General features: G+C 37.0%; 20 protein-coding genes and 2 pseudogenes. 7 read left to right on the top strand and 15 right to left on the bottom strand.

What is annotated here, in order from left to right; genetic code table 11:
* The first annotated feature begins 7 nt into the window (after positions 1-7).
* Complete coding sequence (locus tag V5M36_RS07005; RefSeq protein ID WP_338563484.1) at positions 8-220, top strand: hypothetical protein; 213 nt, start codon at positions 8-10, stop codon at positions 218-220.
* On the opposite strand, the gene V5M36_RS07000 is transcribed toward V5M36_RS07005, so the two are convergent.
* Positions 203-922: a LysE family transporter gene (locus tag V5M36_RS07000; protein ID WP_338563482.1), complete on the bottom strand. Its 720-nt coding sequence runs from the start codon at positions 920-922 to the stop codon at positions 203-205. The genes V5M36_RS07005 and V5M36_RS07000 overlap by 18 nt on opposite strands.
* A 343-nt stretch (positions 923-1,265) precedes the next feature.
* The gene (locus V5M36_RS06995) at positions 1,266-1,853 is read right to left on the bottom strand and encodes an FxsA family protein (RefSeq protein ID WP_338563479.1); all 588 of its coding nucleotides are present in this window, start codon (positions 1,851-1,853) and stop codon (positions 1,266-1,268) included.
* A 122-nt stretch (positions 1,854-1,975) separates the two neighbouring features.
* On the opposite strand from V5M36_RS06995, the gene ruvC reads away from it, so the two are divergent.
* The gene (gene ruvC / locus V5M36_RS06990; RefSeq protein ID WP_338563477.1) at positions 1,976-2,521 is read left to right on the top strand and encodes a crossover junction endodeoxyribonuclease RuvC; all 546 of its coding nucleotides are present in this window, start codon (positions 1,976-1,978) and stop codon (positions 2,519-2,521) included.
* A 233-nt stretch (positions 2,522-2,754) separates the two neighbouring features.
* On the opposite strand, the gene V5M36_RS06985 is transcribed toward ruvC, so the two are convergent.
* Both V5M36_RS06985 and V5M36_RS06980 read right to left on the bottom strand, forming a co-directional pair.
* Positions 2,755-3,090, bottom strand: a complete 336-nt coding sequence (locus tag V5M36_RS06985) for a hypothetical protein (protein WP_338563474.1) — start codon at positions 3,088-3,090, stop codon at positions 2,755-2,757.
* Positions 3,083-4,597: an NAD(P)H-hydrate dehydratase gene (locus tag V5M36_RS06980; protein WP_338563471.1), complete on the bottom strand. Its 1,515-nt coding sequence runs from the start codon at positions 4,595-4,597 to the stop codon at positions 3,083-3,085. The genes V5M36_RS06985 and V5M36_RS06980 overlap by 8 nt, the downstream gene beginning before the upstream one ends.
* A 22-nt stretch (positions 4,598-4,619) precedes the next feature.
* Between V5M36_RS06980 and queG the strand changes: the two genes are divergently transcribed.
* Positions 4,620-5,714, top strand: a complete 1,095-nt coding sequence (gene queG, locus V5M36_RS06975; RefSeq protein WP_338563469.1) for a tRNA epoxyqueuosine(34) reductase QueG — start codon at positions 4,620-4,622, stop codon at positions 5,712-5,714.
* Between the two features lie 307 nt (positions 5,715-6,021).
* Complete coding sequence (gene bioB, locus V5M36_RS06970) at positions 6,022-7,011, top strand: biotin synthase BioB (protein WP_338563467.1); 990 nt, start codon at positions 6,022-6,024, stop codon at positions 7,009-7,011.
* A gap of 154 nt (positions 7,012-7,165) precedes the next feature.
* On the opposite strand, the gene V5M36_RS06965 is transcribed toward bioB, so the two are convergent.
* From V5M36_RS06965 to tauA, 5 genes and pseudogenes are all read right to left on the bottom strand, one after another.
* Positions 7,166-7,378, bottom strand: a complete 213-nt coding sequence (locus tag V5M36_RS06965; RefSeq protein ID WP_338563464.1) for a hypothetical protein — start codon at positions 7,376-7,378, stop codon at positions 7,166-7,168.
* 222 nt (positions 7,379-7,600) lie between these two features.
* Complete coding sequence (gene tauD / locus V5M36_RS06960; protein ID WP_338563461.1) at positions 7,601-8,446, bottom strand: taurine dioxygenase; 846 nt, start codon at positions 8,444-8,446, stop codon at positions 7,601-7,603.
* Positions 8,447-8,533: 87 nt separating this feature from the next.
* A pseudogene (gene tauC / locus V5M36_RS06955) lies at positions 8,534-9,301 on the bottom strand (taurine ABC transporter permease TauC); the annotation flags it as partial.
* A gap of 107 nt (positions 9,302-9,408) precedes the next feature.
* On the bottom strand, positions 9,409-10,197 hold the full coding sequence (locus V5M36_RS06950) for a taurine ABC transporter ATP-binding protein (RefSeq protein WP_338563457.1): 789 nt from the start codon (positions 10,195-10,197) through the stop codon (positions 9,409-9,411).
* A gap of 11 nt (positions 10,198-10,208) precedes the next feature.
* On the bottom strand, positions 10,209-11,234 hold the full coding sequence (tauA, locus tag V5M36_RS06945; protein ID WP_338563456.1) for a taurine ABC transporter substrate-binding protein: 1,026 nt from the start codon (positions 11,232-11,234) through the stop codon (positions 10,209-10,211).
* 308 nt (positions 11,235-11,542) lie between these two features.
* Between tauA and V5M36_RS06940 the strand changes: the two genes are divergently transcribed.
* A complete protein-coding gene (locus V5M36_RS06940; protein WP_338563454.1) occupies positions 11,543-12,856 on the top strand; it encodes a monooxygenase in 1,314 nt (437 codons plus the stop codon).
* 109 nt (positions 12,857-12,965) lie between these two features.
* Here V5M36_RS06940 and V5M36_RS06935 read toward each other — a convergent pair whose 3' ends face one another.
* Together V5M36_RS06935 and V5M36_RS06930 are read right to left on the bottom strand one after the other, a co-directional pair.
* Positions 12,966-14,225 carry an acyl-CoA dehydrogenase family protein gene (locus tag V5M36_RS06935; protein ID WP_338563452.1) on the bottom strand — a complete coding sequence of 420 codons (1,260 nt, stop codon included), beginning with the start codon at positions 14,223-14,225 and terminating at the stop codon, positions 12,966-12,968.
* 10 nt (positions 14,226-14,235) lie between these two features.
* Positions 14,236-15,414: pseudogene (locus V5M36_RS06930) on the bottom strand (SfnB family sulfur acquisition oxidoreductase); the annotation flags it as partial.
* Positions 15,415-15,690: 276 nt separating this feature from the next.
* Between V5M36_RS06930 and V5M36_RS06925 the strand changes: the two are divergent.
* On the top strand, positions 15,691-17,100 hold the full coding sequence (locus V5M36_RS06925) for an LLM class flavin-dependent oxidoreductase (protein ID WP_338563449.1): 1,410 nt from the start codon (positions 15,691-15,693) through the stop codon (positions 17,098-17,100).
* 323 nt (positions 17,101-17,423) lie between these two features.
* Here V5M36_RS06925 and V5M36_RS06920 read toward each other — a convergent pair whose 3' ends face one another.
* Together V5M36_RS06920 and V5M36_RS06915 are read right to left on the bottom strand one after the other, a co-directional pair.
* Positions 17,424-18,332 carry a cation diffusion facilitator family transporter gene (locus tag V5M36_RS06920; RefSeq protein WP_338563447.1) on the bottom strand — a complete coding sequence of 303 codons (909 nt, stop codon included), beginning with the start codon at positions 18,330-18,332 and terminating at the stop codon, positions 17,424-17,426.
* Positions 18,333-18,828: 496 nt separating this feature from the next.
* Positions 18,829-19,344 (bottom strand): DUF4882 family protein, encoded by a 516-nt coding sequence (locus tag V5M36_RS06915; RefSeq protein ID WP_338563443.1) that lies wholly within the window; start codon positions 19,342-19,344, stop codon positions 18,829-18,831.
* A gap of 76 nt (positions 19,345-19,420) precedes the next feature.
* Here V5M36_RS06915 and V5M36_RS06910 point away from each other — a divergent pair, with 76 nt between their 5' ends.
* Entirely contained in the window at positions 19,421-20,353 is a 933-nt protein-coding gene (locus V5M36_RS06910; protein ID WP_338559561.1) for an IS5 family transposase, read from the top strand.
* Between the two features lie 1,205 nt (positions 20,354-21,558).
* Here V5M36_RS06910 and V5M36_RS06905 read toward each other — a convergent pair.
* Both V5M36_RS06905 and V5M36_RS06900 read right to left on the bottom strand, forming a co-directional pair.
* Positions 21,559-21,741 carry a hypothetical protein gene (locus V5M36_RS06905; RefSeq protein ID WP_338563441.1) on the bottom strand — a complete coding sequence of 61 codons (183 nt, stop codon included), beginning with the start codon at positions 21,739-21,741 and terminating at the stop codon, positions 21,559-21,561.
* A 2-nt stretch (positions 21,742-21,743) separates the two neighbouring features.
* Positions 21,744-23,447, bottom strand: coding sequence for an FAD-dependent monooxygenase (locus V5M36_RS06900; protein WP_338563440.1), 1,704 nt, complete (start codon positions 23,445-23,447; stop codon positions 21,744-21,746).
* Between the last annotated feature and the right edge of the window lie 301 nt (positions 23,448-23,748).

Below are 23,748 nucleotides of genomic sequence, written 5' to 3'. Positions count from 1 at the left end.
TTTCAAAATGGTTCAATTAATCAAAAAAGGCGGTTTAAGAGAGCGTGCAAATCGTAGTCGCAGCTATCAAGGTTCAGAAAATACTGAAACGACTTTAAAACCCAATACCTATCCGCAGAGTAATAAAAAGGAGGAATTGTCTCCCCCTTCTAATGAACAATCCCAATACTTGCTAGATACCGACTCAAATTCTGATTTAAGTTCAAATTCTCCAAAATAAGCTTAATCCATCGACCCACAACCAAATGGCAAAAAACAAAAATAATAGGCCAGAAATAATATCAATATAAACAGCTGAATTTTGATATAGATTTTTAATTTTTGGCATCGAGATGATGAGCATCAACAATGTAAAAACAATGAGCGTTTGTATTGGAATAATCAACGCCAATTGAGTTTTCAAATGTATTGAAGCAGACGAGCTGAGTGCCAATGAAAATACACTACTAAAATAAATCAGCGTTTTAGGATTGGATAAATTGGTGAATAATCCCAATAAAAAATAGTTAGACTCAGATTCAATATTTTTCAATTCATTGTTTTTAAATTCATTGTTTTTAAATTCAGTATTTTTCAATTCAGCAGTTTTAAGTTGATTGTCTAACTGATTATTTCCCCAATTAACAGATTGTTTATAGCTTTGAACTCCGCCTTTAAACATTGCCCATCCCATTCGCGCTAAGAACACACCACCGATGAGCATCAATACCGTCTGAATCCACGGAAATTGTGTAACCAGTACGGTAAAACCCACCAGAGTTAAAAACACCCACAGCATGATTCCAACGGAAATACCCAAAATTATTTTAAAAGCATTTTTTCTGGTCGTTGTGGCTGCACTTTTGGCAATCAGTAAAATATCGGGGCCTGGGCTCAATTGAGCGACAAAATGTAAGAGACAAATCGTGAGAAGCAAAGACATATACAGAAAGCGATTATTTACAAAAGCGTATTATAACGTGAGGAAAAAATTCAAGATGAATTAAACTTTATTTTTATTTTCATTTACCTCATATGTTTTATTTTTAATGACCTCAATAGACTTCTTTTAAAATTAATTATTCACATAACATACTATTCATCCAACATACTCATCATGAGTATTCGCTCATCCTAAACTGCTCCCACACGGAGAAGGTATTTTACGTATCAATTTATTACTACTTAATGATCGTTTTTTGACTTATGAAAGAGATCTAATAAAGAATAAAAAAACTGAATCAAATGATTCAGTTTTTAGGATGAAGTGAATAGATGACAAATAATTATTTATTCACATCTTTCATTTCAATTTTTTTGGCATCAGGCGTGATTTCACGTGCTTCACCATCAATGATCGTAGAGTCATTTGGACGGCCACCTTGTTGGTTTTGCATATCTTGCATCTGACGCATAATATCTGCAAATGGATTTGGTCCTTGAGCATTACCGCCCATTCCACCCATGCCATTCATATCGCCCATCATACCACCCATCATTTTTTCCATCATGGCTTGCTGACGTTTCATCATGGTTTTCATTGCCATGGCTTTGAAAGCAGTCTGAACGGGTGGAATCAAAATAAGCAAGGCGATGACATCAGTCATTAGACCGGGAATCATCAAAAACAGTCCCGAAATAATTTTAGGTAAATTATTGGTCAGGTTCGGATCAGCGCTCATTTGCCCTTGTTGCATTTGCTGCATCTGTGGCATGAGTGCCGCAGCATGAGAACGGATCATATTCAAACCAATAAAGAAGGCAGCAATAAACCAGAAGAATACGTACCACATACTTCCGACGAGATCACCTACTCCGATCCATACGAATATTTCTAGTACCAAGCCGATTAAAACAATAAGAGCTAATTTCATGGAAAGTAATCTAATCTCAACAAAATAGTGAAGTATGGGTAATCATCTGCTTAATCTGTATCAAGCTTTTTTCATACGCTTATGTAACAATATGGGCATTATTGTATTTTTAAAGTCCTTGCATGTCATTAATTATTGGAATTGATCCAGGTTCTCGCTTAACAGGGTACGGAATCATTCAAAAAGACGGTCAAAAATTAATTTTTGTTGATGCAGGAACGATTCGCACAGAATCACCCGATATGCCAGAACGTTTAAAACGTATTTTCGCGGGTATTGATCGAATCGTCAAATTTCACGGTCCAACTGAAGCTGCCGTTGAACAAGTTTTTATGGCTGTGAATCCAGACTCTGCGTTGAAACTCGGTCAAGCGCGCGGCGCAGCCATTGCAGCCCTAACCTTCTCAGATTTAAAAATCGCTGAATATACTGCACGTCAAATTAAACAGTCTGTGGTCGGCTACGGCGCAGCGGATAAAGAACAAGTACAAATGATGGTTATGCGTATTTTGAATCTCAGTATTAAACCTCAGTCTGATGCTGCAGATGCCTTGGCTGCGGCAATTTGTCATGCACATGCTTCAGGAAGTATGAGTAAAATGGCTGTGCTTAATGCTCTTGGTGGTATGGCACGAGGCAGAAGTCGATCATCTACACGACGTCGTTAAACTTATTCTACAACTCTACGATCGCAATTATGCCTATATATGTGAATCGAAATAGATTAATAATGCCTTTAAATAACAACTAACCCAAATATTCATTGATTCAAACTTCGAAATGACTAGTCCTCGAAATAACTTGACCTTGAATTAATTAAACAGCAAATGATTTAAAGTACTGGTTATTAAAGCTGCAAATGATTTAAGGTCTTGGTTATTTAAACTGCCAATTATTTAAATTATGATTTATTCAAATATTGTTGGGTATCTTTTTTAATTTCTTTCAAATTAGGCTGTTTCGGATAAGTAATTGTTACTCGTCTTCCAAAACTACGAAAATTCTTTTTTTGATTTGGATCAACTCTAATCACGATTAATTCATCAGGTTCATTGCGATAATTCATTTCACAGATGATGATGCTGTCATTTTTTTCCATGACATGATATTGAGGAAATGCTTTTTTGATCGTGTCTATAAATGAACCATTTTTTTGTGTCGTTGATGATTTCTGCGTGTACAACACCATGATAAAACAGAACAAGACGACGATCGCAACAATAAGATATTTATCCATTTAATTTATGCTCCACATCTGGATCTGAATTGACAACTTCATAAATCGCCTCATGCATTTGATGTGCTTGTAATCCCCGCATTCCTCCCCGAGCCAAATAATCACCAGCCAAAGCGTGCAAAGTCACAATTTCATGTAACTGAATCTGATGACCCAGCTGTCCTTTTAAACTAGCAATCATCCCTGCGAGCACATCGCCCATTCCCCCAGTTCCCATGCCTGCATTTCCTGCCGTGCAAATCCACAACTCATCTTCTAAAATCAAACTGCCTGAACCTTTGAGTACCCATTGCCCTGCATATTGATCTTTTAAAGAATAAATGGCTTTAAAGCGATCAGACTCAATATCTTGAACCGAACAGTTTAACAATTTTGCGGCTTCACCCGGATGAGGTGTCGCATAGGTCTGCTCTTTTAATGATGTCGGATATAATGCTAAAAACCATAAAGCATCCGCATCTAAAACCACATCTAAATCAGAACAATTTAATAACGGGAACCATTTTAAATAATGTTGCTCCGCCCAAGTATCACGTCCTAGTCCCATGCCGAAACTAACCGCATCGACTTGATCAATCAAATTTTGAAGATCAATGTCGTTCAGTGCATTGATATCACGCAGCATAATATTTGGCGCACGCGCTAAAATTGCAACATGGTGACTTGCATGACAAACCACGGTAACTTTACCTGCACCCGCACTAAATGCCGCCTCCGCAGCCATCATGACCGCTCCGCCCATATCAATGTGACCACCTATCACCAACACATGCCCATAACTTCCTTTGTGACCAAAAGCTTGGCGTTGTGGCAAATGAATAGCGGTCGGTGATAGTTTTGCGATTTCTTTTAATGCCGAATCTTGAGGAATAAGTGAAATAAGTTTAATTTTTGCAGAGTATTCTTTCCCTTGGCCTGTAAATAAACCCGACTTTAAGCCTAAGATTGTAAATGTTAAATCTGCTTTAACGGCGCAAGCTAAAGCCTGTCCCGTATTGGGATTTAATCCACTCGGAATATCTATTGAAACTTTTAAACCTGTTTGTTGATTGAATAAGTGAATAATCCTTTGCCAACTTTCATCTAGGTTACGATTTAAACCAATACCCATAAGTGCATCTATGTGGCAGTCATATTCACGTTTTAAATCGAAATGATGATAGATGCTGATATTATTTTTTTGAGCATATTGATAGGCCGAATGCAAATCAGCTGAGCGGCCTAAGTCCGTTGCATGGACATCAACCTGATAACCAAACTGTTTCAGGTATGAAGCGATGAAATAGCCATCTCCTGCGTTATTGCCTTTGCCGCACCACACGGCGACCCTATATCGTGATTTGTTTTTAGAGATTGATGATTTTAGTCTAGATTCAAATACATCTTGAAGTTGCTGAGCAATTGCCCAGGCAGCCTGTTGCATTAATCCCAAGGCACTATTTTGTGCAGCAAACCAGCGTTGCTCCCATGCTTGTATATCTTGGCTATGATAAACTTGCTGATGCATTTTCTTCCCTATATATAATATTATGTCGGCAACCACAGCTTCACAAAATATTCCAGTACAAGCCCTTGATCCAATTGCTTTAAAAGCATGGATCAAAGAACAAGCTTTAAGCTTGGGCTTTGCTGATTGTGTCATTGCCAAACCAGATGCTCAAGCAGAATTACCACGTTTAAAAGAATATCTAAAACGTGGTTACCATGGTGACATGAAATTTTTAGAAGAAAATTTAGAAAAACGAGCAGATCCGACCTTACTGCTTCCAAACACTAAAAGCATTATTTGTGTACGTATGAATTACTTGGTCGAAACACCAAAACCGCGTTACGTGCCTGATGAACCGAACTCAGCCATTATCGCGCGCTATGCGCGTGGGCGTGATTATCACAAAGTCATGCGTGGTCGATTAAAAACACTGGCGACACAAATTAAAGAAAAAGTTGGGGATTTTGAATCACGCCCTTTTGCGGATTCGGCTCCTATTTTCGAGAAATCTTTGGCTGAAAATGCGGGAATGGGCTGGACTGGTAAACACACTTTACTTATTAATAAAAAATCAGGATCATTTTTTGTCTTAGGTGAGTTATTTACTTCTTTAGACTTAGCTTTTGATTCACCTGCAACATCACATTGTGGCTCGTGTACTGCTTGTATTGATATTTGTCCAACCCAAGCTATTGTTGAACCCTATATGTTAGATGCACGAAAATGCATTGCATATTTAACCATTGAATTTCAAGGGGTTATCCCCCTCGAACTTAGACGTGGTATTGGTAACCGTGTGTTTGGATGCGATGACTGCCAGTTAATTTGTCCATGGAACAGCTTTGCAAAAAAAGCCACTATTGATGATTTTAATCCCCGTCATGGACTGGATCATGCAAGTTTGTTGGAGTTATGGCAGTGGGATCTAGAGACCTTTTTATTACGTACAGAAGGTAGTCCTTTGCGTAGAACAGGTTATGAAAGCTTTATGCGCAATATTGCTATAGGCTTAGGAAATGCACCCTATTCTCAACAGATTCAGAATGAATTAATTGCTAAACGTGAAACGCAAAGTGAACTTGTGCAAGTCCATATTGATTGGGCTATTGATGAACAATTACTCAAAAGAAAATAAGTTATGGCATTCCACACATATAATCGTTCGATGAATTAAAAATGGAATCTGGCATTTTCGAAACCAAAATATGTGTATGTTGACTTTTTAGCTTCATATTCGCAGAATTTATCATTTTAAAAAATAACTTTGTAACTAACTCGTGTTGATTCATGCTAACTTTGCAACTAAATCGATAATTCTTAAAATCAATAAAATTAGCAATAATGATTATTTTTTCAAGCCAATAATGTCATTTTTTACGCTTTGCATCTGCTCAAAATCGAGTATGATCAAATACATCGGTTTAAAACTTTATGGATATAACATGCAAATACGCAATGATTGGACGCGTGAAGAAATTCAAAAACTTTATGAGCAACCGTTTTTAGATTTAGTTTTTCAAGCTCAAACTGTTCATCGTCAGAATTTTGAAGCCAATGCCATTCAAGTGAGTACACTACTTTCAATCAAAACGGGTAAATGCCCTGAAGATTGCAAATATTGTTCTCAATCTGCACGTTATGATTCTAAGTTAGAAGCTGAAAAACGCATTGCGGTTGAAAAAGTTATTCAAGAAGCTAAAGAAGCGGTCGCTTCTGGTTCTTCACGTTTCTGCATGGGTGCAGCTTGGCGTAATCCACATGAACGTGACATGCCTTATGTTCTTGAAATGGTCAAAGAAGTAAGAGCTTTGGGTTTAGAAACCTGTATGACTCTTGGCATGCTCAATCAATCTCAAGCTGAACGACTCAGAGACGCAGGTCTGGATTATTACAATCATAATTTAGATACCTCACGAGAATATTATCCAAATGTGATCACCACTCGTACTTTTGATGATCGTTTAGATACATTAGACGTGGTGCGTCAAGCCGGTATGAAAGTATGTAGCGGTGGAATTGTCGGTTTAGGTGAAGACACGAAAGATCGTATTGGTTTACTCCATGAATTAGCAACGCTACCGATCCAGCCTGAATCTGTTCCAATCAATATGCTTGTTCCGATCGAAGGGACGCCTTTGGCTGACGTGGAAAAACTAGATATTACTGAATGGATTCGCACCATTGCAGTTGCACGTATTATTATGCCAAAAAGCTATATTCGCTTATCTGCAGGTCGAGAGTCTTTGTCTGACGCGGATCAAGCAATGGCCTTTATGGCGGGCGCGAACTCACTATTTTCTGGTGAGAAATTACTAACAACGCCTAATGCAGGCGAAGGTCGTGATAAACAGCTCTTTAATAAACTGGGGCTAATCGTTGAAAAAGCGAAGCCAACCATTGGAGAACTCACCATTGACGCAATGGCGAGTTAATTCAACTCTGTCCGATCAAAGCTGTCCGATCAAAGCGAACCTATCAACTCAGATCTACGAACCCTGATCTATAAACATAAAAAGCCCGCATGGGCTTTTTATGTTTTCGGAATCGTATACGTCGCTGGCGTTTAATTCTATTTGCGCATAACTTTTAAAGTGAAGTGATTAAAATGCCATATTGAGCATTTAAATAATCCCCTTTCTTAATACGGTCTGTGCCATTTGCATGATGAACGTGTAATTCTTGGATCGTTGCATCATATTCAAATGATTCATAGCAATCTTGATGATGGACCAACCAGTTAAGCGTATCAATCAAATTATCATCTACAATATACGTTTCAGCACTAAAATCTTTAGACATCTTTAATATTTATTTCAAATTGAATCATTATATAACATCTCTCTTGGCTCTCTCACCTCATAGGATTTTAAGCAATATAAGAAAAATTAGACTCTCATTCGTTTCGACAAAGAGGCATGAAAGAATCATCAATAAAGAAGTTCTTTTGATAGAGTTCTTTTAGGATTCGGATTTAAATAATATTTTAAAATAAAAACATAACTTACACTTTAAAACAAAGACTTAACTCGCTTTTTGGTAGTACGGAACAGACCCATTGATCGTAGTTCGATGCATAATACGATGAGCATCACCATAATCAAACAGCGCTTTATGTTGTGTACAACGATTATCCCAAATCGCAACATCCCCTTCTTGCCATTGCCACCTTAAATGAAATTCATCTTTTACTGCATGTTGAAATAAGAACGCTAATAACTCATTGCTTTCAAATTCCGACAATTCATTTATTTGCGTGGTAAAACCTTGGTTTACAAAGAGTATCGGTTGGGCTGTAACAGGATGACTGCGAACAACTGGATGGATGATAGGCGGATTTTTCTTAAAAGTTTGAATCAACTTTTCATAACTTTCAGGTGTTTGGCCAAAGCGCTCCAGCGGAAAGGATTTTTTTATATCATGCGTTGCTGTTAAATCACGCAGTTTGTCTTGCAATTCAGGGTTGAGTGCATTAAAAGCGGCTGTACCACTGGCCCATAAGGTATCACCACCAACGTCAGGAATTTTAATCGCTTGTAGCACACAGCCCAGCGGCGGTGTTTGACTAAAACTGACATCTGTATGCCACAGTTCATTATCGCGCAAATCTAGTTTATGGCTATCCAATACAATAACTTCAGGAGAGCTGGGTATCGCCGGATAAATGGGATGAATATGCAAAGACCCAAACGTTTTTGCCAATTCAACTTGAGCATCTGATTTGAGCTGCTGCTTTCTAAAAAAGATCACTTGATGATTAAGCAATGCATCCTGTATTTTTTGAATCATGCTGGAATCTACGTGATTCAGATCCACACCATGAACAATTGCACCAATACTTGGTTTTATCTTCTCTATTTCAAATGACATTCTTCTGCTCCCAACTTCTGTTCTCTAACATCTGTTCTTCAACTTTTCTTAACTAAACGTTCCCTTAAAACCTAATAACCGCATTGCTTAAAACTGTTGACCATACCAAGGTGCCAATTGCTTCTGTATCCACCTTAAAAATAACTCAAAACTCACCGCCACAAATGCAATGACAATAATGCCGAGAATCACAGTATCGGTAATGAGGAACTGAGCTGCCGATTGCACCATAAAACCAATACCTCGATCTGCTGCAACCAGTTCAGCAGCCACCAGCGTTGACCAGCCAACTCCTAAACCGATACGAATCCCTGTAAGAATATGCGGTAACGCCGTGGGTAAAATCACAAAGCGTAGGACTTGAACGCGTGTTGCGCCTAAAGACAATGCTGCACGTTCACGATTCTGCTGATGGCTCAATACACCATGCGTTGTACTGATAATTACAGGTGCGAGAATAGAGAAGAAAATCAGTAAAATTTTGGTCGTTTCTCCAATACCAAACCAAATGACCAATAATGGTAAATATGCCAACGGTGGAATCGGTCTTAATAACTCAACCAAAGGATCTAAAACTGCACGAGCCCACTTATTCAATCCCATCCAAAGACCAATTGGAACGCCCAGAATAATTGCAGCAAGTAATGCACTAAATACACGACCAATACTTTCAGCTAAATGTTGCCAGAGTGTGGCTTTCATAAATCCCTGCTGACTGACCTGAATAAACTTTTGCCATACGGCTTGCGGGCTTGGTAAGAATAATTCAGGAACCCAATGTAAAGCGCTAATCGTGAACCAGATCAATAATAAGCTTAAAACACTGAGAATACTGAGAAAAAGACTGGCGTGCTTTTTTAAGCGCTGAAAACTATTGAATGACAGAACTTTATTGGTTTTAGCTCGATCAAGATTTTTTTGACTCGAAATGTTTTGCTGAGCAACTTTTTGACTTTGAATACTCATGTCAACACCTCTGAATCTAATTTTTGAGATTTTAAGCGTTCAAAAAGCTGTTCACGTAACTTGATAAATTGTTGATCCGACTTAATAGAGCGAATCGACTCTCCATGACGATAGCGTTCTGCAAAATCAAGATGAAGTGTTTCTACAATCGTTCCAGGATGAGCCGTCATTAACACCAATTGATTACTTAATAACAGCGCTTCTTCAATATCATGTGTAATTAAGAAAAACCCTTTATTTTCTTTAATCCATAAGTTCAATACAAACTCTTGCATATTTTCTCGGGTAAAAGCATCCAAGGCTGCAAAAGGTTCATCTAATAAAATAAAGGGTGCATGACTAATCAACGCTTGAGCGATACCCACTCGCTGTTTCATTCCACCTGAAAGTTCCCAAATATTCGATTTATAAACATGAGATAAACCGACTGTACTCAAAATAGCGTCTACTTGACGCTGAATCTCTGCTTCTTTCAAGCCTTTCATTTTCAATGAAAATCCAACATTTTCCGATACATCTAACCAAGGCAATAAAGCATGCTCTTGAAATACAACTGCTCGGCGTGCATCGGGTTGCAAAAAAACCTGATCATCAATTTTCACCTTCCCAGAACTAGGTTGTTGAAAACTTGCCAAGATATTTAACAAGGTGGTCTTACCGCATCCCGACTCACCCAAAATCACGGTTAAAGAAGACTCAGGTATATCTAAATAAATATCTTTTAAAACAGGAACGGATTGATTCGGATAGCTAAGCGTAATATTTTCAGCTTTTAGGATACTCATTCTGATCATCCTTATGGAGTTAAAAATGCAGAAGTAACATTGCTTTGATATTCAGTTTTTAGCTTGTCAACTTTGCCTTGTGACTTCAAAAAAGTCGCCGTATCTTGAATATTCTGAGCAAACTGATTTGAAAAAAGATCAATCTGTTGCTGCTGATTCAAATAAATATTTCCAGAGAGTAATAAGGGAATATCTTTGACGTCTGAACCGGTCAGTTCAGCAATACTTTGAATATTCTTATCGTTAGATTGAAATAATTGAGGATCTGCATTGTAAGCATCAATCTGCTCCAGTGAGGTTTTCACAAATGATTTTAAGAATTCTGGATTTTTTGCTGCAAAATCTTTGCGTACAACCCATACATCAAATGTTGGTGAACCCCAATCTGCCACTTGCTTTGAATCCACTAAAACTTTACCTGTTGCTGTAGCTTTGCTTAATGCAGGCTCCCATACATAAGTGGCATCAATATCCCCACGTTCCCAAGCTGCTGAAATTTCAGGAGGTCTTAAATTGATCACTTTGACTTGTTCATCAGAAATCTGCCAATACTTTAAGGCAGACAATAAGCTGTAATGTGCAGTTGATACAAAAGGCACTGCTATTGTTTTACCCATTAAATCTTGTGGGTTTTGAATACCTGATTTATTACTGACAACCAATGCTTCTGAGCCGCCTAATTTTGAAGTAACGAAAAACACTTCTATGGGTAAATCTTTACTGGCAGCAGCTGCCAATGGGCTCGTCCCTATATTTCCGATACTGACATCACCAGACGCGAGTGCATTCACCACATCTGCGCCTGTATCGAATTTTTTCCATTGGATTGCTTGTTGGCTATTTTTTTCGTAGTCGCCATTAGCTTGAGCAACTTTAGTTGGATCAACGCCAGTCTGATAAGCGATAATAATCTGATGACTCGAATTTAAGTTCGCACTTTGAGGTGCAGTGTCTCGGTTATTTTGATAAAAAACAAAGGCAATAATGGCAATCACGACAATTGCAGAAATAATTAAAGGTTTAGTTTTACGACTCATTTTTATAGATTCATCTTTCAATTTTATTATATGCTAATTATTTTTCTATAGCGTTAAAAGCAACTATTTAATGGTATTAAATCTTTTATTTGTATTTAACAAATAGTGATTTTCATATGAAATTTAATTCATAATTAAAACTATTCATCTATACTTTTAAATAAATTTCTATATTCAAATAAAATCTAATAATTTTTTTATTTTAATTCTTATATTATCTATGTATTTAAATATTCATTATTATTGATTCAAAAATATCTCTATTAAATCAATACTGAATTATTATTATTTTAATTTTATGAACATTTATGACTACACTGAATCAACCCCACATCGAAACAAATTTACAACATCAACAAAATGAAAATTCTAGCCAGATCAATCACGTTTGGGGACAAGGCCCAAGCCAGCGTTATGATGAATTAGCGTCTCACTTTCGACCTATTTTCAAGAAAATTAAAACCTCCACACTACATCGTGAGAGAAATCACATTTTGGCATTTGAACAAATTCAATGGTTAAAAGACGCGGGGTTTACGCGTTTACGCTTACCTAAATCTGCACATGGTTTTGATGCCAGTATTCCTGAGCTATTTGCACTTTTGATTGAACTTGCAGAGGCAGATGCTAATTTACCTCAAGTTTTACGCGTTCATTTTGGTTTTATCGAAGATGTTTTATTAAGTTCGAATCAAGATTTTAAAAACTTTTGGATAAAACAACTTTCAAAGGGTGAAACCATAGGCAGTGCATGGTCTGAAGGAGGCAATGAATCTATCGATCATTTTAATACGCATATTTCTAGAAATGAAAATGGTGACCTCATTTTGAATGGTCAGAAATATTACACCACAGGCAGTTTTTATGCAGATTGGATTGATGTGGGTATTCAAGATCTCGACGGAAATTCAGCCTCGATTATTGTTTCAAAAAAATCGTCAGGGCTCACAGTAATTGATGATTGGAACGGCTTTGGTCAAGTACTGACGGCCAGTGGTACAACTCAATTCAATAATGTCATTGTAGATGAAAAAAATATATTGTTTGAAAATACCCGTTTCAAATATTCCACTGCTTTTTATCAACTCATCCAACTGGCGATTATGTCGGGTCTTGCACGTGCAGCGACATATGATGTTTCTCATGCTGTTCAAAAGCGTGATCGCAATTATAGTCATGCAAATGCAAACCACATTCGTCATGATGCGCAAATCTTACAAGTCGTCGGGAAAGTTCGTGCAGCAGCCTATACTACGGCTGCAATTGTTGAAAAAAATGCACAGGCTTTACAGCGTGCTTATGATTCTGCATTTAGTCAAAACCAACAGTTTGAAGTAGATCAGAATGCAATTGCAGAACTTGAAATCGCACAGTCTCAAACTATTATTTCAGATTTAGTTTTAAATGCTTCGACCATTATATTTGATGCTTTAGGCGCATCGGCAACAGATAAAAACCTTGGTTTAGATCGTTATTGGAGAAATGTGCGGACATTAAGCTCTCATAATCCACGTATTTACAAAGATCGTATTGTCGGTGACTTTAGTGTCAATGGAACGCTCCCTCCTTATCAATGGCGAATTGGAAAAGTTGAACCAAATAGTGAAAAGTTAAGCACATAAAATAACGAATAAGCACCTAGAAACATTCTGATTAAATAAAAAAAGGCACTTAAAGCGCCTTTTTTTATTATTCTATTTTTTATATTTTCATTTAAATCATCATATTGATTTAAGCAGCATGATGTTGCTTTTTCACCGTAGGACTGTTCCCAATTTGCCAAACAAAAGGTAATTCTGTTTGGTTGACGATCCAAGCACCGACCACTTTCTCTTTGTAAATAAGCGGATTATGTGAAGACACAACGCGTGCATTACGCCAGAAACGATCCAATTGCTTGGTGGTTGTACTTGCAGAGGCACCTAAACTATTGAACAGTTTCGTGGTCAAGTCTAAGACCAGATCTGAAATCACCACCTGGCCTTGTGCAGATTCTAACTCAGCAATTTGATTTTTCTCATGATCATTTTGACGATCAGTTTCGAAATGACTCAAATAAGCGTCATCTAAAGCGGCTGCTGTTTTAAGCGTAATTGCCTGACTGGCAAAAGCTTGAGAAGAGGCCTTACCAATCACCTGTAAAATTTGAGCATCATCTTTAACCAAGTCAGCATTACCATGACTAAAAATGCGTGTACGCTTTCGTACTTCCTCACTGAACGTTTCTACTGCTGAAAATGCAATTCCTGTTAATGTCGCTAGATGCACCACTTGATAAAATGCAGTTTGATATTTGAAACGTTGATCGAACGGATAAATATGATCACGCTCAATTTCAACATGATCAATTTTTAAGGTTCCACTACCCGTAGTTCGTTGACCAAAACCATCCCAATCATCTTGAATCGTAATTCCTTTAAACTTCGTTGAAACAGCAGCAATCACACTTTGATCCGTCACTTCATCATATGCAAAGAGATCAATCCAATCTGCAAATATGGTTCCTGTCGAATAGAATTTCTGACCATTAACCTCTAGCTTCGCTTGGCTATTTGATGTCACACGTGTAATCACATCACCAATTTCTACCGCGCCAATTTCAGTCCATGCATTTCCGACAATGTCCCCACTGACAAAGCGCTCAAACCATATCGATTGCTGATGATCTCGATGCGCAACCAAGCGATCTTCGACAAAGGCAAAATGCCCTCTTAATGCTTGAACAATATTGGAATCTGCTGTCGCCAACTCTATCAGCAATTGAAACAATTGCTGCTGTGAGACCCCCTGACCACCGAATTCTTTAGGTACGCGTACCGCACCAAAGCCCGCTTCTTTTAACCAGTTAATTTGTTCATGGGGTAAAATCCTCTGCGTTTCTCGCTCTACAGTCCCCGCCGCTATTTTCTGAAAAATAGGTCTAAATAAGTTAGCTACCTGTTCATAATCAGCACTAGATATCAGGTTTTTTTGAATCGATAAATTTATCATGATTGCTCCCTCAGCTCCATGGATGACGTGGCGGTGGCACATCGTTTAAATAATAATTACCAACAATATTAAATTTCCAGCGCACGGGATCATGCAAGGTATGTGTACGTGCATTACGCCAGTAACGATCAAGATTTAATTCAGATAAAGTTGAACGCGACCCTGCCAGTTCGAATAATTTATTTGCCGCTAAAAGTGCAATTTCCGTGGTCAATACTTTGGCTTCTGCGACCAATAATGTTGCTTCGTTGACTTTCGCTTCTTCAGGCTCAATCAAGGCTTGATCAATGGCTAAACCAGCTAAATCAAGTACCGCCTCTGCAGCGCGAAGTTTAATTTTTAAGTCACCAATCGTTGCGATTGTATAAGGATCTGCTGATGCTTGATCCAAACCAGAATCGATCCATGGGCGCGCATAATTGCGGACATAATCAATGGTTTCTTGAATTGCACCCCGTGCGATGCCTGCATCTACTGCAGCTTGAATAAATTGTGAAATTGCGCCTGCTGCAGTAGGACGTTGAAAGGCCTGATAAATAGGAACAATGTATTTAGATTCAACTTTAACCTGATCTAAAATCACAGAACCACTGGCTGTTGTTCTTTGACCAAAACCACTCCAGTCATTAATGATCTTAAGTCCTTCGGTATGCTGTGGCACAAGAGCAGCAAAGGGTTTCCCTTCACCATCGACTGCAACTACAGGCACGCGATGTGCAAGTAAAGCGCCTGTCGCAAAAAACTTTTGACCATTTACAGTGCCATTGCCATGTTCATCAAACTCAATACTTGTGGTCAAATCTGCCACGGTTTTAGAACCTTTTTCAGAAAAGGCATTACCAAAACGTTCACCCTTCAGAACTTGGCTAAAATAAAATTCTTGCTGTTCTTGTGTGGCATCTAAACGAATATGCTCTAAAAAGACCCAATGATTTTGTGCAATTTGCCCCAGAGAAGGATCGGCACTTGAAATGATTTTGACGACTTCTGCGAGCGTTTTATAACTTGCTCCTGCACCACCAAATGCTTTAGGAATATTAATCGCCCATAATCCAGATTGTGAGTACTTATTAATTTCAATTAAAGGCAGACGTCTTTCATGATCACGTATAGATGCTTCTTTTTTAAATTCAACTGCCAGTTGTGTTGCAATCTCAATCGCTTCTTGATCAGATTGGATCACATGAGCTAATTGATTCAGCTGATAAAATTCTTTGGGAATTTCTGCTTCATTAATTTTAATATCAATTTGTGCAGTCATTATTTTCTCATATATAAATTATTTAAAAATAAATTAGCATCATTTTAAATTTTGTCTTATATATTTAAATGCATTGCATATCAGCTTATAAAATTTGATAAAATTAATATTTATATCTGATTTATAAATCATTTATTGTCATTATCCATGTTTTAAAAAACAACTTATGATTTAAATCATATTATTTAAATTATTATGAAAAATATGACTAAACACATTCGATTTAATGCATTTGAAATGAATTGTATTGCACATCAGTCACCTGGACTTTGGCGTCACCCTAAAGATCGATCGACAGAATATAAAGACTTAGAGTATTGGACAGATTTGGCTAAAATTTTAGAAGCAGGTCTTTTTGATGGTATATTTTTAGCAGATGTCCTTGGAATATATGATGTCTATCATCAATCTGCGCAGCATGCATTAAATGGCGCAGTTCAAGTTCCAGTCAACGATCCATTACAAATTGTTCCCGCAATGGCCGCTGTCACGAAGCACCTCGGTTTTGGCGTGACGACTTCTATCTCATTTGAGCATCCATACCCTTTTGCACGTCGCATGAGCACATTAGATCATCTCACTAAAGGTCGTGCGGGTTGGAATATCGTGACTTCCTATTTGGAAAGTGGTTCTAAAAATCTTGGCTTAAAAACGCAAGTCAGTCATGACAATCGCTATGACATCGCCGATGAATATCTGGAGGTGTTATATAAGCTTTGGGAAGGTTCATGGGAACAAGATGCTGTTTTAAGAGATAAAGAAAAAGGAATCTTTGCTGATCATAATAAAGTTCATCCCATTCAACATTATGGTCAATATTTCACAGTTCCAGGCATTCATATCTGTGAACCTTCACCACAAAGAACCCCCGTGTTGTATCAAGCTGGTGCATCAGCGCGAGGTCAAAAATTTGCCAGTCAAAATGCTGAATGTGTATTTATTTCTGCCCCGACCCAAGTTGCAGTAAAAAAACTCGCGCAAGGTATTCGAAATAATTTAATTCAAGAAGGCAAAGATCCAAATTCGGTACTGATCTACACCATGCTTGCTATTGTGGTTGATGAAACCGATGAAAAAGCACAGGCCAAGTTTAAAGAATATCAATCATATGGCAGTTATAATGGTGGATTAACCCTAGTATCAGGTTGGTCTGGTGTCGATTTTTCTCAATTTAAAGCAACTGACCAAGTGGAATACATTCAAACCAATGCCATTCAGTCGATGTTGCAATCTTATGTCGAAGCAGACCCTGATAAAGTTTGGACAATTGAAGAAATTGCAAATTGGACCAGCGTTGGCGGTAATGGCCCTGTCATTGTCGGATCACCTACGACAGTTGCAGATCGACTCCAAGAGTGGGTTGAAGTCACGGGTATTGATGGGTTTAATTTAGCCTATATTTTAGCGCATCAGTCTTTTGAAGATGTGGTGGAGTTCGTCATTCCAGAATTACAAAGACGTGGTGTTTATCCAACTGAATATCGTGAAGGAACATTGCGTGAAAAGCTCTTTAATCAAGATGCGTTATTGCCCGACAATCATCGCGCTGCGCAGTATCGAAAACTTAAAAAAACCGTACCTTTAGCTCAAGATTCAGCTAAAGAGCCCGCTTAAAAATAAATGAATAAAGAAAATAAAACCCGAGTTACTTTAATAACATCGGGTTTATTTTTTTCTAATTTTTAATTTATATCTTTTTTATCTCATATATTCGACCACTATCATGAATCTAAACATGATGATTGAGTGCTAATTAAATTGAGTGCAAATTAAGTTGAGATGTAAAATCCCTTCTCCCTTTGGGAGAAGGTGAGGATGAGGGAATGCTCATGATAAATATAGTGTGAGAATAATGACTTTTGAAAGAATTCTATTTTTCCTTTAAATGTTTTCACTTTTTTTCACTTTAAATCTATTCACTTTAACTATTTCTTGAATCAATGTGTATGATCGCTCGACTCGTGATGATATTCATCGTGCTCGATTTGTAACGTCATTTCTGTAATATGATGATCGTGACTCAACATTTCAAATGCTTGTTGATGTAATGTTTTAGGATCAGTATTTGGCGCAACTAAATGCACAGTTAATACAACTTTTTTAGAGGTGATCGCCCAAACTTTTAATTGATGAATATCTGTTACGCCATTCAAGGCCAAAAGATCACTACGCAATTTTTCGATATCAATTTCATCTGGCACACCTTCTAATAAAATATTGATACTTTGTTTGAGTAAGATCCATGTTCTTGGTAATACCCAAAAACCAATCAATACAGCAATAATGGTGTCAACCCACATCCAGCCTGTGAAATAAATCACCAATGCACCAATGATGACGCCGACTGAACCTAAAGCATCACTCAGCACCTCTAAATATGCACCTTTTATATTCAGACTATCCTGACTGCTGGATACCAATATTTTCATCGAAATTAAGTTAATGATTAAACCCAGTGTTGCGACGATAAGCATCCCCACACTTTGAATTTCAGGAGGCTGACTGAATCGCTGATAGGCTTCATATAAAATATACATTGCGACGACAAATAGCATGAGCGCATTAAATAAAGCCGCTAAAATTTCAAATCGTTGATAACCAAATGTTCGTTTATCATCTGCTGGTTTTTGACCGATTTTGATTGCACATAAGGCAATGGCCAACGCAGCTGCATCGGTAAACATATGTGCAGCATCTGAAAGCAATGCCAAACTCTGGGTCATAAATGCTGCGATAACTTCAACAATCAGAAATGTCGATGTTAGCGCCAATGCAATCGATAGTTTTTTTGCATTTTTACTTGTAACTTCTACGTGACTATGATCATGGTTGTGTGAACCTCCCATGAAACTCTCCCTCTTATTTTAAGTATACTTTTAACACAATACTGGCTAAGTTCTATGTTCATTTTATGTGTTTACTTAGTTAGTCAATTTTTAGAAATTATATGACTGGATGATCTTCGTAAATATTTGGGAAACATACGTTCTTAAGTTTTATGATAAATTGATTGTTGAAGCCAAAATTCTGATTTTGAAAATTCATAAAATTGAATTGTTTTAAATCATTCACTAAATTAAAAAGGAACCCACTTTCGAGTTCTAGTTAAATCTAAGCCACTTTAAGATTTTTTATTTCAAACTTTTTAAGTATCTAAAAAGCTTAATCATGCACAATAGTAAAATTAGTTTTATCTATATTTTTCAATCATGCATATCAACAAACTGAAAAAGCGGAACCCTGTCAATAATATAATATTGAACAGGGTTCTATATAGTGCAGCACATTAAGCTAAAATTAAAATTACATCAAAATAATTTAATGGAAATTTAATCAATTTCGTTAAATTAAGCCACCACAAATATCGGTCGCTCCTGATGGATATGAATATTGCAAACTTGAGTGATCTGTAATTAACTCCATTGAAACTTCCTTACCAATATTCTCAGATTTAGAAGTAAATCCTTCAAAGCCATTAATTAAGATAAATGAAATTCTATTCATAGAATCATTGAATGACCACTTATAACCTTTATTAACGCCATTAAGGATATAACCAATCTGCATAGATTTTCTATTAATGTAAATTCCAATCCTATTGTTTCCGCTTGTAATTATCTCTTGAGACTGATAAAGAGGTGTTGGTTCCCCCACACCTACTAATATCATGGATTGTCCATTTTTATCTGAAGTTGGTGCAAGTAAAGAACCTGATGTGGGCGTCTGGCTTCCACTATCACTCAAATAATTTAACAACCAGCCTCCAGCGACCTCCTGATCACTTAAATTACTTGGTATTTTTGTTATATATTCAAAAGCCACTATATTGGATGTAGTCGGTAATGGCCTAGAAGTCATCGTTTCTACTTTACTTTCTAATGGCTTTGTTGCAGAAAGCTATTCCTGAAGGCTTCTTTAGCAATATAATTTCCAAATGAAGAAGCCTGCATCCAAAATCTATCGCACAACGAATTGGCCCTCTTATAACCAAGCTCTAATCAAGCGAGGAAATATTTCAATTTGGTTCAATCCTCAGACTCAATGGTATGCTCAGCCACAAGCTAAGCATGGAAGAAATCAAACCTATTCTGATACAGCGATTCAGTGCTGTTTGATGATCAAATCTATCTTTCGCCTTTCTTTGCGTATGGTCACAGGCTTTGTGCAAAGCCTTATTCAACTTAGTGGGTTAAGTTGGACAGCACCGGATTATTCCACACTTTGCAGACGACAAAAGCAGATTGATATTGCGATCAGCTATCAAAAAAGTCATGAAGGACTGCATCTATTGGTAGACTCAACTGGCTTTAAGTTTTTAGGCGAAGGTGAATGGAAACGCAAGAAACATCAGCCTGAATATCGTCGGCAATGGCGTAAACTGCACATTGGGATAGATGCTAAAACCTTACAAATACGAGCTGTACAGCTCACAACAAATAATGTCAGTGACTCACAAGTTTTGGGTGATCTGCTGAATCAAATCCCATTTGATGAACGCATTGATTCTGTCTATACCGATGGAGCATATGACACGAAATTGTGTAGACAAGTGATTTCAGATCGTCATGCACATGCCGTAATTCCTCCAAGAAAAAATGCAAGGCCATGGAAAGATAAGCAATTGGGATCTTTAGAGAGAAATGAATTATTGAAAACAGTCAAACATCTAGGAAGAGCGCTGTGGAAAAAGTGGTCTGGTTATCATCGACGTAGTTTGGTCGAAACTAAGATGCATTGCATCAAATTATTGGGCGATAAACTCAGTTCGAGAAACTTTCAAAGCCAAGTCAATGAAATCCATGCACGTATAGCCGTGTTAAATAAATTTACAGAATTAGGTCGCCCTCACACCCAAGTTGTCACTTAAATTTGTGCAGCTTAGGAAAGATCAGTCTTTAAAATCTTTATGCAACAAAGCCCTTTCTAATACTAAATCTGCTTGAGTAAATGAGGTAATTTTTTGACCACTTAAAGTGACTAAATTTGATAATGAACCAGAAGAAGATTCACCAGTGAGGTTGAAGTCTTTTGCTACTGAGCACTCTCCCCAAACTATAGGACACATCAAAATAGCAAAAAAACCATTATTATTTTTTTCATATTTATTCCTTATTATATTTGAAATTAAAATTTATCATATATTAAAATAAAAATTGAACTATTCGATCAAAGAACTTAAATTTTATATCGAGATAAAATTAATTAAATCTAAAACTCAGATCTTATTGATATTTTCTTTTCAAAATAACATCGAGAAAGTAAAATTTAATCACCAAAAAAATTCACTTCTAAATATGCCTCGAATAATCCTTTTAGAAGAACGTTAGTAGAAAAACTCACTATTCATCTAGTCGTGGATGCAAATACAATTCATATCGAATTTATTATTGGTGATGGGACAACTTAAGATTAAAAAATTTTGCAAAATTATACTGGCTTAGAGAAATTTCAATACTTTAAGATAAGTTATATAGAAACTATGAAAATTCATTTTTTTGACCTCTCATTATTTGGTTGTCCTTAGAAAAGTTCAAAAATTCCTATTTAAATTGAGATTCTTTATATTTAAACTTTAATCCTTCTAGAGCTCGCGGCTACATTGATGCTGTCATCATTCCAAGATAATTTAAACACTCTGCGGTTTCGATTAACTCTAATTTTAGTCGAACATGTTGATATCAAAGATCCTGCCGTGAAAATAATTAATTAGTCCTTATTTGTATGTTGAATCATGGTGCACCATATAAGAATTAAGCTTTTAGCCTACCTCATTTTTGAATGGGATCGTGATCCAACTGAACTGTTACACGCCATAGTAATGAATCAAGTTGAACAGCACGAATAATAAAAAGCGCATAACTGTCGAAGCAATAAAAAAGCCCACCTTTCGATGAGCTTTGATTTTTATGCTTTCTACATTACGATTACAACAACAGAAATATATCTATGCTGGCATATCCTTTTAATATGATTCGGATTTTAATCTTTTATCATGGTTAAATCAGGATAGTCACAACGTTTAATCGTTCTCTTCAAACATTTGGGACTCAACTAAAAACTTCATAGATAAATTCAGTTTTCAAAGACTTTCGCTTGGTTAATTAAATGAATAAAAGCAGGACCATTTTCTAAGGCATTGGCGCTTAACAAGGCTAATTTCACTAGGAATAATTCACGTTTTTCATTATCAAGAGCATCTATATTCTCTGCGAGATAATCATATACCTGTTCTAAATCTTCAATCAAAATCGCCATGATTAAACTCCCTCTTTTACTTGTATGAATTGGTTGAATGTCTCACTGATGGCGTGATTACGATAATTTAACCAACGACCGTTAATGTGATGATCAGGGCGCACCAAATACACACTGCCCGCACTCGAACCAAACCGTTCTTGTAAAACATCAGCTGTCGCAGAAAAACTATAATCTGCTTGTGCAACTGGCTGTGTATTCACATCTAAGGCAATAATTTGTAATGGAACATCATGTGCTTTTAATTGATTAACTTCTTCTACCAACCCAGTTGGTAGTTGCCCATTTTCAGTGAAAATCACTACACTAAAATTATTGTTTAAAACATCATACAAGAACGTATTGTCCGAAAATTTCACATTCGGAATAAGTGCACCATTCTCAGTATGTTCTGACATTCGTGCATTATCGTCACACTGGCTGTTTAAAGATGAGTGAGTGTACGCATGTGGACGAGAGGTACGCCAATGATATAAAGGACGTACAAATTCATGTTCTAAAGATAAAGACAAAACTGCATTACGTAATAATTTATAGCCTTCACTTGGTGGTGCCATAAATCGTGTAGATTTACCAGCTTCAGCAATAATTTCCCGTACTGCTCCTACACGGTCAAAAGTATAGCTTGCTAAAAGTTTTTCATGAGACCAACCTTTAATAACAGCATCTAGTTTCCATGCCATATCATAAGCATCTTGGAAACCTGTATTGGCACCACGAACGCCAAAAATTGGTAATAAATGTGCCGCATCACCCACAAATAAAATACGATTATGCACGTAGCTCTCTAAGGTCAATGCCCGAGCTGAATACACTGTGCTCCAATCCATTTCCCAAGATAAATGGTCTTTACCAATCATTTTTAATTGGTCATTAACTGCTTTATATAAATTCTCAGGTTTTAAAGCCTCTTCAGGGCTAATGCTTGGATCAAGTTGATAATCAAAACGCCAAATATCATCAGGTTCACGATGCATTAAGATGGTATTGCCTGGATTCCAATCCGGCGAAAAAAATGCTAAACGTTCAGTTGGATAATCTAATTTTATGCGAATATCAGCGATTACAAATTTTCCTTCGTAACTCGCTCCTTCCATACGTAAGTTCATGCTTTCACGCAGAATTGAACGCCCACCATCCGCAGCAATAACCCATGAAGATGTCTGCTTATACTCGCCTTCAGGTGTATGCACTGTTAGTGTCACTTGATCACCCACTTGCTGTTGTGCAACGACTTTATTGCCCCAACGCACTTCGATGTTGTCATGCTCAGCAATAGTTTTTAATAAATAATCTTCTAACCAGTTTTGTTGCAAGTTATTGAGAGGAGCAAATTGATCATGTTCACCAAATGGTGATGCCATACGGAATGCGACTTGACCTTTATAAATTGAATTACCATGTGTCCAAGGTAATAATTTTTCTTTCATTTTTTCCGCTACACCAGCCGCATGCAAAATCTCCATCGAACGACGGGTATACACCAACGCACGGCTGCCTTCTGACAATTGTTGTTCAGCAGACAATAAAACGACTCGATTCCCTTTTTTTGCTAGCAGCAAGGCACTCACCATCCCAATTGGCCCTGCACCAACTACAGTCACTGTATTGGGATCAGTCACAATATTCGTTGTGCTATGAAAGTGTGGGTACACTTGATATTGATAATATAAAGATTTTCTTGGCTGAGTCTCTGGTAAATGCATATTTAGTCCCTGTCTACTTCCATATATTTAAATGACTTGTATTTCCTAAAGATGGATTAAAAAATGACTCCCTTTATTTAGGAAAATATTCACAACAACCCAACATAGCATTCGCTTATTTTTTGCATGCTGAGCAAAACATTACATCCTTTTGGCTTACTTAAATTCTGTCTACTCAGATAATCATAATCAATTCTTGAAATTCAAACAACCATTTGATAGATTAATTATTGTGAGTTTATAAAAATCTCTTTAAAAATTTATAGCTCCACCAAAACACCATTTAATTAACTGATTTTTA

Origin of the sequence: Acinetobacter sp. KS-LM10, from assembly GCF_036896575.1 — a bacterium.
Taxonomy (GTDB): Bacteria; Pseudomonadota; Gammaproteobacteria; order Pseudomonadales; family Moraxellaceae; genus Acinetobacter; species Acinetobacter avistercoris.
The sequence above is the reverse complement of the archived record's forward strand: the minus strand, read 5'-3'. Positions and strand labels throughout refer to the sequence as shown.